We start from the raw sequence: 13,620 nt of genomic DNA on the forward strand, positions 1-13,620 counted from the left end.
GGCTTAGCAGATCGGCGCCCGTCGTGGGCGTCATCCACAATCCACAGGCCGCCGTACGCCACGTTGCCGCCCCTTCCGGCCCAGGCCAGGCTGCCATGCATGAATCGGTACGCACTTCGTAACGCGGCGTTGTCCCTCGTCGCGATCTTCGCTGTGGTTGTGGTCGCCGTCCTGGTGCCGGTCGGGCCTGCGCGGTCGTCGGGGCGGTATGGGTCCGCGGTGGCCGCGGCCGGGGTCGGTGGCCTCCGGCACGGTGTCGGGGTCCGCGGAGATCCGGCTGGCATGGTGCTGGTGTCGGCCCTGGTCGACCGGCAGGCGCTGGTTCGGTCGGGGCTGGTTCGGTCGGGGCTGGTTCGGTCGGGGCTGGCTCGGTCGGGGCTGGCTCGGCCGGCGCTGGACGACGGCTTGCCATCGGTGGATGTCGGCGCCCGGGGCGGTCGCGCGCCCGGTGGTGGGTTTCGACCGCCGGTCGAGCCGCCGTTGCGGGTGACCCGGCGGTTCGACGCGCCGGCGCAGAACTGGTTGCCGGGTCACCGGGGCGTCGACCTGGCGTCGGCTGCCGGCGCGACGGTGTGGGCGGCCGGTCCGGGCGTGGTCGCGTTCGCCGGTCCGGTGGCCGGGCGGTCGGTGGTCAGCATCGACCACCCCGGCGGCCTGCGGACCACCTATGAGCCGCTGGTCCCGGTGGTGCGACGCGGCGATCGGGTGGCCACCGGCGACCCGATCGGCATGGTCGAACCCGGCCATCCCGAGTGCGCGGCCACCGCCTGCCTGCACTGGGGCCTACGCCGCGGCGAGCAATACCTGAACCCGCTTCTGCTGCTCGGCTTCCGGGTGCGACTGCTGCCGTTGTGAGCCGGCGGCTCGTCAGCGCAGGAGGGAGGGGAGGCTTTCGGCGAGCCGGTCGTACTCGTCGGCGCGGTTGTAGATCTGACCGCAGATGCGCAGCCAGCCGCGGCCGTTCCAGGCGTTCAGGTTGACCTCGGCCTTGAGCTCGTCGGAAATGCGCTCGCGCAGCGTGACCGCCTCGGGTTGGGTGGTCGCCACACCGCCGGGCAGCGGGATCAGCCGCATGGCGACGTCGGGGCCGCCCGGGTCGGGCAGGTCCTCCGGCGCGACGTCCAGCGCGGCGCCGATCGCCCGCTGGCCATAGGCGGCGAGGGCGGCGTTGTGGACACGCACCCGGTCGAGGCCCAGGTTGCGCAGCGTGAACAGGCCGACGGGGGCCGCCAGCCAGGGCGTGTAATCGAGCGTCGCCTGCCACTCGATGTCGTCGGGGAAGCCGTGGGGCTGCTGCCACGACGCGACCAGGGGCTCGATCTGCTCGACCCAACGGTCGGCGACGGTCAGGACGGCGGTGCCGCGGGGCGCGTACGCCCACTTGTGGAAGTTGCCGACCCAGAAGTCGGCGCCGATGCGGTCGACCTCGACCGGGAGCATGCCGGGCACGTGGGCGCCGTCCACGAGCACGGCGACGCCGAGACGGGCGGCGACGGTGGCGATGGTCGCGACGGGCAACTGCCATGCGGTGGCCGACGTGACCTGGTCGACGATGAGCAGCTTGGTGCGGCCGGGTTGCAGCGCGGCCCTGATCCGCGCGACGACGTCGGTCTCCGAGGCGCGCAGCGGCAGGTCGACCACGCGGGCGGTGGCCCCGGTGCGGGCGCACTCGCGGTCGACGGCGAACCTGATCGACCCGTACCCGTGACTGGTCGTCAGGATCTCCTCGCCCGGGCGCAGGCGCAGCGACTGGAGCGCGATCGCGATGCCGGTGCTCGCGTTGCCCACCAACGCGGTCCGCTCCGGGTCGGCGCCGAGGAACGTGGCCAGGTGCCGGCGGGTGTGCGCGACGCGGTCGAAGAAGCCGCGGTCGAAGAACCGCAGCGGGTTGCTCTCGACCTCGTCGCGGAGGCGCTGCTGGGCGCGCTGCACGTTGACCGGCACCGCGCCGAACGAACCGTGGTTGAGGTGCGCGACGCTCGGGTCCAGGGAGAACAGCAGCCGGGCGCCGGGGATCGGAGTGGGCGGCTCGGGCTCAGCCACGCGCGGACCTCATACCGCTGATCGTACGAGTCGCTGCTCGGACGGGTGGCGGAGTCGGCCGTAGGCTGCGGGGATGCCGACCCGTGACGCGCACTGCTCGTACTGTGGGGCCGCGTTAGCCATCGACCAGCCCTGGCCGCGGACCTGCGCGAACTGCGGCGAGACCACCTACCGCAACCCGGTCCCGGTCGCCGTGGCGGTGCTGCCGGTCGGCGACGGCGTGCTGGTGATCCGCCGCGCGATCCCGCCCCGCGTGGGCCTGCTGGCGTTGCCGGGTGGCTTCGTGGACCACGGCGAGTCGTGGCAGCGGGCCGTGGTGCGCGAACTCGCCGAGGAGACCGGGATCGTGGCCGCGGAGGCGGACGTCAGCCTGTTCGACGTGCACAGCGCGCCCGACGGCACGGTGCTGATCTTCGGCCTGCTGCCCGCGCTGCCGGCCGCGGACCTGCCCGCGTCGACGCCCAACGCCGAGGTCGCCGGCTGGGAGATCGCCCGCGCCGCCGATGACATGGCCTTCGACCTGCACGCCCGGGTCCTCACCCGTTACCTGTCGGACCGCATCACGGCGTGATCAGGCGCGGGGATGAGCCTGCTGGTACGCGGCGCGCAGCCGTTCCATCGAGACGTGCGTGTAGATCTGGGTCGTGGCGAGCGAGGCGTGCCCGAGCAGCTCCTGCACGGCCCGCAGGTCGGCGCCGCCCTCCAGCAGGTGCGTCGCGGCCGAGTGGCGCAGCCCGTGCGGGGTGGTGTGCGGCAGGCCGGCCGCCCGCGCGTACCCGCTGACCAGCCGCCGCACCACCGTCGGCTGCAGGCGGCCACCGCGCGCGCCGAGGAAGAGCGCGTCCCCGCTGGCCGGCGTGGCCAGCGACGACCGACCCAGCCGGAGCCAGTCGTCGAGTGCCTCCTGCGCCGGCTGTCCATAGGGGACGGAGCGTTCCTTGTCGCCCTTGCCGACGACACGCACCACCCGGCGTCCACCGTCGACGGCGGCGCGGTCGAGGCCGCACAGCTCGCTGACCCGGATACCGGTCGCGTAGAGCAGTTCCAGCACGGCCCGGTCCCGCAACAGCGTCGGCGCGGCCTCGTCGCCCGGCGCGAGCACCAGGTCGGTCGCCTGGTCGGCGCGGAGCACGGCAGGCAGGTCGCGGTTGCCCTTGGGCGTGGCGAGCTGGGCGCCGACGTCGGTGTCGAGCAGTCCGCCGCGGTGCGCCCAGGCGCTGAACGTGCGCGCGGCGGCGGCGCGGCGGGCAAGGGAGGCGCGGGCGCCGCCGAGCGTGCGCAGCCGTGCCAGCCAGCTGCGCAGGACGGTGATGTCGAGGTCGGCGGGGGCAGCCGCACCCATCCGCGCGGCGTGGTCCAGGAGGGAGACGACATCACCGACGTACGCGCGCACGGTGTGTGTCGAGCGGTTCTCGACGTGTGACAGATGGCGGGCGAACTCGTCGACCGCTTCCCGCATCGCCTGCGGGAGCGCCTCATGCAACGCCTGCGTCGACTTACCCATCCCGCCGACGGTCACCGCCAACCGAGCCCGCCGTCAAGCCGCCGCGCCGGTGGCTCAGGCCGCGGCGAGGCCGGCGGCGATCAGCAGGCCGAGGCCGACGACGAGGTAGACGGCGGGCGGGCGCAGCCAGCCGCCCGGGCCCTCCGGCCTTACTCCGCCGGTGGTGGCGCTGTAGAGGCCGGCCGCGAGCAGCGGGAGCCCGGCGATCAGCATCATCCCGGAGACGATGCCGGAGATCACCAGGTCGCCGGTGAACATCGAGTCGAAGAAGATCCGCAGGGCGCCGATCTCGAAGACGGCGGTGAGCAGGCCGTAGACGAGCGCCAGGGCCGGGCGCCGCGTGCGGTAGACGTTGTCGCCGGGCGGCGGGCCGGGCGCGATCGCGGGGCGGCCGAGCGCGTTGTTCGGCGTGATCGGTGGCATGACGCCGGTGGGCGCGTTGAGGCCGGCGGCGCCGGTGCCGGCCATCGGGTCGGGGAGGGGGAGCGGGGCGGGCACCGGCTCACCGACGGCCGGACGGGGCAGCTCGCCGGTCGCCGGTCCGGCGGGCTCGGGCGCGTACCCCCGCGGCGGTTCGTCGATCTGGCGCCGCACGCTGTCGGCCGGCAACGGGCGCGCGGAGGTGTTCCACGACGGCTGGTCCGACTGGCTCTCGCCCCAGCGTGGCTCGCGCTCCGGGCCACCGCCGGGGCCGGTGACGAAGCCGTTGAACGACGGCTCGGCGCCTCGGTCGGGGCCTGCGTCGCGTGGCTCGGGCACGCGGTAGCCGCCGTCGTGCCAGCCACCCTCGCCGAAGCCGCGGTCGTCGTCGTTCCACCGCTGTTGCTGCTCGTCTTCGGGATACCCCCGTCGTCCGTCCACGGGCCGCACGCTATTCGAGGTAGCTGGTCACCGGCCACCCGAGTTTCCGAAATGCGTTTTTACGCGTACTGAATCCGGTCCTGTGGGTGACCTACCACGCTTGGTCGCCTCCGGTCGTGGTTTCCACATCCGGCCGTTGTCCACAGGAGAGACCCGCCCGGGCTGTCGGCCTTGTTCGTGGACGAGCATGGTCGGCCCATGACGGTGGTACGGCAGGCGCTCGGCGCGTGGGGTGAACGGCAGGCGGCGCAGTATCTGGTCGACGAGGACTTCCGGGTCGTCGCGCGCAACTGGCGATGTCCGCTCGGTGAGATCGACATCATCGCGTGGGACGGCGACACGTTGGTCTTCTGCGAGGTGAAGACGCGGCGCGGGCTCGACTTCGGGCTGCCGGCCGAGGCGGTGGTCGGTGGCAAGGCGCGACGGCTACGCCGGCTGGGTGCGCAATGGCTGGCGGACAACGACGTACGCCCGCGCGAGGTCCGGTTCGACGTCGTCTCCGTGCTGGTCCGCCGGACGGGGCCGGTCGACATCGACCACATCCGTGGCGCCTTCTAGCACATCCGAGCGTCTCCGGCGCGGTTGTCCACAGCCGGGAGTTGTCCACAGGCCCTCAGCGCGCGCAGCCCCACATGCCTCAACGTCTATCCCCGTGAGCTACGCGAAGGTGCTGTCCGTCGGATTGGTCGGTGTCACCGGACACCTCGTCGAGGTCGAGGCCGACCTCTCTGCCGGGCTACCCGCCGTCGTGATGTCCGGCCTACCGGACACGGCTCTCAACGAGGCCCGCGACCGGGTCCGAGCGGCGGTCGTCAACTCCGGTGAGCGCTGGCCCAACCGGCGCATCACCGTCAACCTGCTGCCCGCGACCCTGCCCAAACACGGTTCCGCCTTCGACATGGGCATCGCGGCCGCGCTGTTGGGGGCGGCCGGCGAGCTACCGCTGGCCGCCCTCGACGGTGTCGTGATCCTGGGGGAGCTGGGGCTCGACGGCAGCGTGCGCCCGGTTCGTGGCGTCCTGCCGATGGTGGTGGCCGCCCTACGCGCGGGGGTGCAACGCGCGGTCGTGCCGCTGGCCAACGCGGCCGAGGCGGCGGTGGTGCCGGGCGTCACGGTCAAGGCGGTCGAGACGCTGCACCGACTGGTCGCGTTCGTCCGCGCCGACGGCGACCTGCTGGACCCGCCGGCCGAGCCACCCCCGTCCGAGCCGGCGGTGCTTGACCTCGCTGACGTGGCCGGCCAGGCCTTGGGCCGCCGAGCGATCGAGGTGGCCGCCGCCGGGGGCCACCATGTCGCGATGTTCGGGCCGCCCGGCGCTGGCAAGACGATGCTGGCCGAGCGGCTGCCGTCGCTACTTCCCGCGCTGGACGACGCGGCAGCGCTGGAGGTTTCGGCGCTGCACTCGGTGGCTGGCCTGCTGCCGGCCGGTGGGCGGTTGGTCCGGCGGCCACCGTTCCAGGCGCCACACCATTCGGCCACCCTGGCGGCCCTGGTCGGTGGCGGCTCGGGCCTGGCCCGGCCGGGCGCCGTCTCTCTCGCCCACCGCGGCGTCCTGTTCCTCGACGAGGCCCCGGAGTTCGCCACGCGGACGCTGGAGGCGCTGCGCCAGCCGCTGGAATCGGGCCGGGTGCTGCTGAGCCGCACGGGCGGCACGACCGAATATCCGGCGCGGGTCCAGCTGGTGGTCGCGGCCAATCCATGCCCGTGCGCGAAACCCCAGGGCGCCGCGTCGTGCGAATGCACGCCGCTGGCCCGGCGCCGCTACCTGGGCCGGCTGTCGGGGCCGCTCCTGGACCGCATCGACGTGCAGATCGAGTTGATGCCGGTCACCGCGGCCGACCTGTTCGTCACCACCGCGGGCGGCGAGCCGTCGGCTGCCGTGGCCGAGCGCGTCGCCAAGGCCCGAGCGGCGGCGTCGGCCCGGTGGTCGGCCGAGGGCTGGCGGGTCAACGCCGAGGTGCCGGGACCGTTCCTGCGACAGCTCCCGTGGCGGCTGCCGCTACGCACCACCGAACCCCTACGCCGCCGACTCGACAGCGGCTCCTTGTCGGCGCGCGGCTTCGACCGGGTCCTGCGCCTGTCCTGGTCGATCGCCGACCTGGACGCCCGCGACCGCCCGACCCTCGAAGACGTCGAAGAAGCCCTGGCCCTCCGTACCGGCGGCGTAAGGCACGCCGATGGCTGAGGTCGACGAGGTCCGGCGGGCGCGGGTGGCGTTGACCATGCTCGCGGAGCCCGGCACGCGGGCCGTGCATCGGCTGGTCGCACGGCACGGTCCCGCGGTGGCCCTGGCAATGGCGATGGCGGGTGATCTTCCTGATAAGGAGACCCGTGACGCGGTCGCGGCGCGCCTCGCCGCCGGTGATCCGCGCCCGGCGGCCGAGGCCGCGTTGGCGACCGGCGACCGGCTCGGCGCGCGCTTGGTTGTTCCGGAAGACGACGAGTGGCCCGCGCAGGTGTCATGCCTGGAGTGGGCCTTCATCCCCGGCGCCGACCGCCGCGTCGACAAGGAGATGGCGCCGCCGCTGTGCTTCTGGGTGCGCGGCGAGTGGCCGCTCGCCGAGGCGTTCGAGCGATCCGTGGCGATCGTCGGCGCTCGGGCGGCCACGCAATACGGCGAGCATGTCGCCACCGACCTCGCCTACGGCCTGGCCGAGCGCGAGTGGACAGTGGTCTCGGGCGGCGCGTTCGGCATCGACGCGGCGGCCCATCGGGGCGCGCTGGCCGCTGGCGGGCTGACCATCGCCGTCCTGGCGTGCGGCATCGACCGGGTCTACCCGGTGGCGCACACCGCGCTCTTCGACCGCATTCTCGAGACCGGCCTGTTGGTCACCGAGTGGCCGCCGGGCGCCGACCCGTTGCGGCCGCGCTTCCTGATCCGCAACCGGGTGATCGCCGCCGCCACCCGGGGGACGGTGCTGGTCGAGGCGGCCGCCCGCAGCGGCGCCACCCAGACCATGCGCCGGGCGTTGGCGGTGGATCGGCCGGCGATGGTCGTGCCGGGACCGGTCACCTCGGCGATGTCGGTGGGCTGTCACGAGATGCTGCGCCACGAATCTGCCCGCCTGGTGGCCAGCGCCGCCCACGTCCTGGAAGAGGTCGGCCGGATCGGCGCCGACCTGGCACCGACGCCCCAAGGGCCGGAGCACCCGCGCGACCAGCTCGACGACCAGGCGGCATTCGTCCTGGAGTCGATACCGCGCCGCGGCGCCGTCAACCCGGACGCCCTCGCGGTGAGCGCCGGCGTCGACATCCGCACCGTGCTGCGCAAGCTGACGCTGCTGGAGACGCTGGGCTTCGTCGTCCGCCGCGCCGGGGGCTACGCGTTGGCGCCGCCGCCGCGGCGCCCAGCCGAAGGCGACACGTCATGAGCACCTCGAGCGCCGCGATGCCCGCCGCGCGTCATTCGCTCCCGCGGGCCGGCTGGCCGCGCGGCCTCGTGGCGCGGCTGCTGACGGCGCGGGCGGTGATCGTCGACGTGATCGAGCTGGTGTGCGCGTCCCGGCCTGAGGACGTCGGGACGACGGGAGGAAGGGTGCGCGATGACCTACCTGACGGACGATGAGCTGAACGCGCGCTTGGCCGCGGCCCGCGCGGCCGCCGCCCAGCGGAGAACCGAGCGCACTCGCCGGCGAGCGGCGTTCGCCGAGAACCGCACGCTCGGCCTTCAGATAAGACATGCGACCAGACTCGCCCGCCTCGACCGCGAACTGGCCGACATGCCCGAACCGCTCCCACCCCCGCGAGCCGCGCCCATCCAAGCCACCGCTGACGAACCCGGCGACCTCGGGCAGCTGCGCGGCTAAACCCGGCGCCGGCCATACCGTTCAGGGCCGTGCGCGTGGCGTGCGCCGCGAGTCCGGCGGCCGGTCGATATCGCACGGGCCCTCCGCCTCGCGGCGGGCGTGTCGCCGCGCCGACGGCGGTTGATCGCCGCGTGGCCGCGCAAGGCGCGCTGTGGTCGACCGCGTGGATCACCGTGCGGCCTCGCAGCGCGACGGTGGTTGGTCGCCGCGTGGCCGCGCAAGGCGCGCGGTGGTCGACCGCGTGGATCACCGTGCGGCCTCGCGGCGCGACGGTGGTTGGTCGCCGCGTGGCCGCGCAAGGCGCGCGGTGGTCGACCGCGTGGATCACCGTGCGGCCTCGCGGCGCCACGGCGGCCGGCCTCACGCAGCCTCCGTCGCGACCGCATCCGACAGCCGGGCGCATATGCGGCATATCGGCAGTCGGTTGTCCTGGGGAAAGGACTGGCTGAGGTGGCGAAAGGGCGTGCTGGCAGACGGCGTACACTTGGGTTTTGGCGACCGCCGCAGGGCGGTCGACCTCGCGCGCCCTTCTCGCGTTCGCGTCCTTGTGGCTCGAGGTGAGCGACGGTCCCCTGGTCCCGATCTTCGATTGGGCCCACCATGGCCGACGACCGGGCGCCAGGACGCTCGGCCACCCGGCCGGCGTGACAACCAGGGACAACACGAGGAGCGCCCCACCATGGCCGTTGTGACCATGCGCCAGCTGCTGGAGAGCGGTGTCCACTTCGGGCACCAGACCCGGCGCTGGAACCCGAAGATGAAGCGCTTCATCTTCACCGAGCGTAACGGTATTTACATCATCGACCTGCGCCAGACGCTCGACTACATCGAGAAGGCGTACGACTTCGTCCGTAACACCGTTGCCGAGGGTGGCAGCGTGCTGTTCGTCGGCACGAAGAAGCAGGCGCAGGAAGCGATTTCCGAGCAGGCGTCGCGGGTGGGCATGCCCTACGTCAACCACCGTTGGCTGGGCGGCATGCTGACGAACTTCCAGACGGTCTACAAGCGGCTGCAGCGGATGAAGGAGCTCGAGGCGCTCGGCGACCTCAGCGGCACCGCTGCCGGCTACACCAAGAAGGAGACCCTGCAGCTCTCGCGCGAGAAGGACAAGCTGACCCGCACCCTGGGCGGCCTGCGCGACATGCAGAAGGTCCCGGCCGCGGTCTGGATCGTGGACACCAAGAAGGAGCACATCGCGGTTGACGAGGCTCGCAAGCTGGGCATTCCGGTCATCGCGGTGCTCGACACCAACTGCGACCCGGACGAGGTCGACTTCCCGATCCCGGGCAACGACGACGCCATCCGGTCGGCCGAGCTGCTGACCAAGGTCGTCGCCGCCGCCGTGGCCGACGGGCTGATCGCGCGGTCGGGTCGGGGTCAGCGCGGCACCGACGAGAAGCCGGAAGCGGGCGTGGTCGGCGCCGACGAGCCGCTGGCCGAGTGGGAGCGCGAGCTCCTCGAGGGTGCCGACAAGAAGGCCGACGAGTCGGCCACCGTCGCCGCCGAATGAGCTGGTCCCGGGTCCGCCCCACCGGGCGGGCCCGGCCACGACCCCACTAACCATCAAAAGAGAGAGTCATGGCTGACTTCACCGCCGCGGACGTCAAGAAGCTCCGCGATCTCACCGGCGCCGGCATGATGGACAGCAAGAAGGCGCTCACCGAGGCCGACGGCGACTTCGACAAGGCCGTCGAGTTCCTGCGGATCAAGGGTGCCAAGGACGTCGGCAAGCGCGCCGGGCGTACCGCCGCCAACGGTCTGGTCGCCCACTCCGGCCGGGCGCTGCTCGAGCTCAACTGCGAGACCGACTTCGTCGCCAAGAACGCCGACTTCATCGCGCTCGCCCAGCAGCTCGTCGAGCACGCCGCGACCGCCGGCGTCACCGACGTCGAGGCGCTGCTGGCCAGCAAGCTGGCCGACGGCCGCACCGTGGCCGACACCGTCCAGGAAGCCTCGGCCAAGATCGGCGAGAAGCTCGTCCTCAACCGCTTCGCGGTGATCGACGGCGACGAGCCGGTGGCCGTCTACCTGCACCGCAAGAGCCAGGACCTGCCGCCCGCGGTCGGTGTCCTGGTCGCCTACAGCGGCAAGAGCGACGAGGCCGCCGACGCCGACGCGCGTGGCGTGGCCATGCAGGTCGCCGCGATGCGCCCCAAGTACCTCAACCGTGACGAGGTGCCGGGCGACGTCGTCGAGTCGGAGCGCCGGATCGCCGAGCAGACCGCTCGCGAGGAGGGCAAGCCGGAGGCCGCGCTGCCGAAGATCGTCGAGGGGCGCACCAACGCGTTCTTCAAGGACTTCGTGCTGCTGGAGCAGTCCTCGGTCGCCGACAACAAGAAGACCGTCAAGCAGGTCGTCAGCGAGGCCGGCATCGAGCTCACGCGGTTCGTCCGCTTCGAGGTCGGCCAGGCCTGACCGGGTCGTCGCGCCCCCGTCCGTCAAGGGCGGGGGCGCACTCACCGGCCGGCGCGCCGGTGGCCCGCGAGGGCAATACGCTCCACCTGGCACCGCACCGGTGCCGAAGCGACGAGAGGCGGTCGGATGACGGACGTGGCAGGCGAGACGACATGGCCGGTCGAAGACCCCACCGCGCCGCCCCCGGGCAGGCCCCGCCGGGTCGTCCTCAAGCTTTCCGGTGAGGTGTTCGGCGGCGGCATGGTCGGCGTCGACCCCGACGTGGTGCAGGCCGTGGCCCGCCAGATCGCGGCCGTCGTGCGCCGCGGCGTCCAGGTCGCCGTCGTCGTCGGCGGTGGCAACTTCTTCCGGGGCGCCGAGCTGCAGAAGCGCGGCATGGACCGGGCCCGCGCCGACTACATGGGCATGCTCGGCACCGTCATGAACTGCCTGGCCCTCCAGGACTTCCTGGAGAAGGAAGGCATCGAGACCCGCGTGCAGAGCGCGATCACGATGGCCCAGGTCGCCGAGCCCTACATCCCACTGCGCGCCATCCGCCACCTCGAGAAGGGGCGCGTCGTGATCTTCGGTGCCGGCGCCGGGATGCCGTACTTCTCGACCGACACCGTCGCCGCCCAGCGGGCGCTGGAGATCCGGGCCGACGTGGTGCTGATGAGCAAGAACGGGGTCGACGGGGTCTACACCGCCGATCCGCGCACCGATCCCACGGCCAGCAAGTTCGACTCGGTCACGTTCGCCGAGGTGCTCCGGCGCGGGCTGCGGGTCGCCGACGCGGCCGCGTTCAGCCTCTGCGAGGAGAACGGCCTGCCCATGCTGGTGTTCGGCGCCGAGGGCGACGACACGATCATGCGGGCCGTCGCCGGTGAGCGCATCGGCACCTTGATTACCGCCAACTGAGTGCCACATCTTAGAAGGAGGCGACGGACCCGGTGATCGACGACACACTCCTCGAGGCCGAGGAGAAGATGGACGGCGCGGTCAACCACGCCAAGGAGGAGTTCGCCGCGATCCGCACCGGGCGGGCCAACGCGGCGATGTTCTCCAAGATCATCATCGACTATTACGGCACGCCGACGCCGCTGACCCAGATGGCGTCCGTCGGCACACCGGAGCCGCGGATGGCGATCATCAAGCCGTACGACAACTCGCAGCTCGGCGCGATGGAGAAGGCGATCCGCGACTCGGACCTCGGGGTCAACCCCAACAACGAGGGCAACCAGCTGCGCATCATCCTGCCGCAGATGACAGAGGAGCGGCGCCGCGAGATGATCAAGGTCGCGCGGCACAAGGGCGAGGAGGCCAAGATCGCCGTACGCAACGTGCGGCGCAAGGCCAAGGAGGAGCTCGACCGGCTGGTGAAGGACGGCGAGACCGGGGAAGACGACGGTCGCCGGGCCGAGAAGGACCTCGACGACCTGACCCATCGGTACGTCACCCAGATCGACGAACTCCTCAAGCACAAGGAGACCGAGCTGCTCGAGGTCTGAGCGGGAGGTCGCCTCGGGTGCAGTAGGCTCGGCACGATTCCTCCTGGTCAGGAGATCGATAGGCGAAGGGGGGCTCGGCGACATGTGGCGTTCGACGACGGGCCCGGTTGTGGGCTGATGTCCTACTCCGACCCCTATCCGGGCGTTGATCCGCATCGGGCGCGGCACCCAGGTGTCGCGCCCGAGGAGTACGGCGGCCAGGACTTCCACGCCAACCTCGAGGTGCCGGGTTGGGCGGGCCCCACGCAGCCCGTCCCCGAAACGGACCCCGCCGGCAACGGCTTCGCCGCCGACACCGCGCAGCTGCCCGTGGTCGCGCCCCAGACCGGCAGCGGGGACGGGAGCGACCCGGGGGACGCCACCGCACCCAGGCGTCCGGGCCCCGGCCGCCGCCGCGCCGGACCAGGCCGCCCGCCGACCGTCCAGAAGACCAGCCGCGCCGGGCGCAACCTGCCCGCGGCGATCGCCGTCGGCGTCACCCTCGGCGCGGTCCTGCTCGTCTCGCTCTACGTCTACAAGCTCGCCTTCCTCGGCGTCCTCGCGCTGGCCGTGGCGGTCGGCATCTGGGAGGTCAGCCGGGCCCTGCGTGAGGTCCGCGCCCACCCGCCGACGATCCCGCTGATCGCGGGCGGGGTGCTGATGATCGGCCTGGCCTGGTACGCCGGCGCCGACGCCCTGCTCCTCGGCCTCGTGGCGACCCTGCTGGCGGCGACCGTCTGGCGGCTTGCCGACGGCCCCAAGGACTTCAGACGCGACCTGACCGCGTCCGCGCTGATCGCGGTCTACGTGCCGTTCCTGGCGGGCTTCGCCGCGCTGCTGGCGGTTCCGCCGGACGGCGCCGACCGGGTCCTGGTCGTGCTCATCGGCGTCGTGCTCTCCGACACCGGCGGTTACGCCGCCGGCGTCTTCCTCGGGCGCCGGCCGATGGCGCCGACGATCAGCCCGAAGAAGTCCTGGGAGGGCTTCGGCGGTTCGCTGACCGCGGCCGCGATCGGTACGGCCCTGAGCTGCTACTTCCTGCTCGGCGTCGACTTCTGGTGGGGCGCGCTGATCGGCGCGGCGATCAGTGTGGCGGCGGTGCTCGGCGACCTAGGCGAGTCGATGCTCAAGCGCGACCTGGGCGTCAAGGACATGAGCCGCCTGCTGCCGGGGCACGGCGGCCTGATGGACCGCCTCGACTCCATCCTGTTCGCGGTGCCCACCGCTTACCTGCTGCTGTCGATCTTCGCGCCCGTCCGCTGAAGGCGTGGTTTCGCACGCTTCGAGTCGCCGGTTCTCCAATCGGTTCGATTGCCGGACCTTTTGTGCGTTGCTGCCGGCCTGTCGGGCTATTTGCTATTCATACAACCGCGGGCCACTCCAGCCATTCGGATAAGGCAGCTTTCGGCGCGCGGACCTGGCAGCGAAGCGGAGCGAGCGGTGCGCGCGGGAGCGAGCGGTCGTGCCCACGACGAACGTGCGTCGATGAATTGGCATTTGATCTTCGGCACTATGTTCGGCCACC

At 72.4% G+C, this 13,620-nt stretch carries 15 protein-coding genes; 12 read left to right on the plus strand and 3 right to left on the minus strand.

What is annotated here, in order from left to right:
* Window positions 1-144: 144 nt before the first annotated feature.
* Window positions 145-855: a M23 family metallopeptidase gene (locus O7635_RS17180; RefSeq protein WP_278085505.1), complete on the plus strand. Its 711-nt coding sequence runs from the start codon at window positions 145-147 to the stop codon at window positions 853-855.
* A 12-nt stretch (window positions 856-867) separates the two neighbouring features.
* On the opposite strand, the gene O7635_RS17185 is transcribed toward O7635_RS17180, so the two are convergent.
* A complete protein-coding gene (locus O7635_RS17185) occupies window positions 868-2,043 on the minus strand; it encodes an aminotransferase class V-fold PLP-dependent enzyme (protein ID WP_278081437.1) in 1,176 nt (391 codons plus the stop codon).
* 73 nt (window positions 2,044-2,116) lie between these two features.
* On the opposite strand from O7635_RS17185, the gene O7635_RS17190 reads away from it, so the two are divergent.
* A complete protein-coding gene (locus tag O7635_RS17190; RefSeq protein WP_278081438.1) occupies window positions 2,117-2,614 on the plus strand; it encodes an NUDIX domain-containing protein in 498 nt (165 codons plus the stop codon).
* On the opposite strand, the gene O7635_RS17195 is transcribed toward O7635_RS17190, so the two are convergent.
* Together O7635_RS17195 and O7635_RS17200 are read right to left on the minus strand one after the other, a co-directional pair.
* Window positions 2,615-3,547 (minus strand): tyrosine recombinase XerC, encoded by a 933-nt coding sequence (locus O7635_RS17195; protein ID WP_278081439.1) that lies wholly within the window; start codon window positions 3,545-3,547, stop codon window positions 2,615-2,617.
* Between the two features lie 54 nt (window positions 3,548-3,601).
* The gene (locus tag O7635_RS17200; RefSeq protein WP_278081440.1) at window positions 3,602-4,408 is read right to left on the minus strand and encodes a hypothetical protein; all 807 of its coding nucleotides are present in this window, start codon (window positions 4,406-4,408) and stop codon (window positions 3,602-3,604) included.
* Window positions 4,409-4,606: 198 nt separating this feature from the next.
* On the opposite strand from O7635_RS17200, the gene O7635_RS17205 reads away from it, so the two are divergent.
* The 10 genes from O7635_RS17205 (at window position 4,607) to O7635_RS17250 (ending at window position 13,358) form a co-directional block, all read left to right on the plus strand.
* Window positions 4,607-4,966, plus strand: coding sequence for a YraN family protein (locus O7635_RS17205; protein ID WP_278081441.1), 360 nt, complete (start codon window positions 4,607-4,609; stop codon window positions 4,964-4,966).
* 94 nt (window positions 4,967-5,060) lie between these two features.
* On the plus strand, window positions 5,061-6,593 hold the full coding sequence (locus tag O7635_RS17210) for a YifB family Mg chelatase-like AAA ATPase (RefSeq protein WP_278081442.1): 1,533 nt from the start codon (window positions 5,061-5,063) through the stop codon (window positions 6,591-6,593).
* Window positions 6,586-7,779, plus strand: coding sequence for a DNA-processing protein DprA (gene dprA, locus O7635_RS17215; protein ID WP_278081443.1), 1,194 nt, complete (start codon window positions 6,586-6,588; stop codon window positions 7,777-7,779). Before O7635_RS17210 ends, dprA begins: the two co-directional genes overlap by 8 nt.
* Window positions 7,776-7,973 (plus strand): hypothetical protein, encoded by a 198-nt coding sequence (locus O7635_RS17220; RefSeq protein ID WP_278081444.1) that lies wholly within the window; start codon window positions 7,776-7,778, stop codon window positions 7,971-7,973. Before dprA ends, O7635_RS17220 begins: the two co-directional genes overlap by 4 nt.
* Window positions 7,951-8,214 (plus strand): hypothetical protein, encoded by a 264-nt coding sequence (locus tag O7635_RS17225; RefSeq protein ID WP_278081445.1) that lies wholly within the window; start codon window positions 7,951-7,953, stop codon window positions 8,212-8,214. Before O7635_RS17220 ends, O7635_RS17225 begins: the two co-directional genes overlap by 23 nt.
* 679 nt (window positions 8,215-8,893) lie before the next feature.
* Window positions 8,894-9,724: a 30S ribosomal protein S2 gene (gene rpsB, locus O7635_RS17230; protein ID WP_278081446.1), complete on the plus strand. Its 831-nt coding sequence runs from the start codon at window positions 8,894-8,896 to the stop codon at window positions 9,722-9,724.
* A 68-nt stretch (window positions 9,725-9,792) separates the two neighbouring features.
* Entirely contained in the window at window positions 9,793-10,629 is an 837-nt protein-coding gene (gene tsf / locus O7635_RS17235) for a translation elongation factor Ts (RefSeq protein WP_278081447.1), read from the plus strand.
* A gap of 126 nt (window positions 10,630-10,755) precedes the next feature.
* Window positions 10,756-11,526, plus strand: coding sequence for a UMP kinase (gene pyrH, locus O7635_RS17240; protein ID WP_278081448.1), 771 nt, complete (start codon window positions 10,756-10,758; stop codon window positions 11,524-11,526).
* A gap of 32 nt (window positions 11,527-11,558) precedes the next feature.
* Window positions 11,559-12,116 (plus strand): ribosome recycling factor, encoded by a 558-nt coding sequence (gene frr, locus O7635_RS17245; RefSeq protein WP_278081449.1) that lies wholly within the window; start codon window positions 11,559-11,561, stop codon window positions 12,114-12,116.
* A gap of 117 nt (window positions 12,117-12,233) precedes the next feature.
* Window positions 12,234-13,358, plus strand: a complete 1,125-nt coding sequence (locus O7635_RS17250) for a phosphatidate cytidylyltransferase (protein WP_278081450.1) — start codon at window positions 12,234-12,236, stop codon at window positions 13,356-13,358.
* Window positions 13,359-13,620 lie beyond the last annotated feature (262 nt).

This window comes from Asanoa sp. WMMD1127, from assembly GCF_029626225.1.
Lineage (GTDB): Bacteria > Actinomycetota > Actinomycetes > Mycobacteriales > Micromonosporaceae > Asanoa.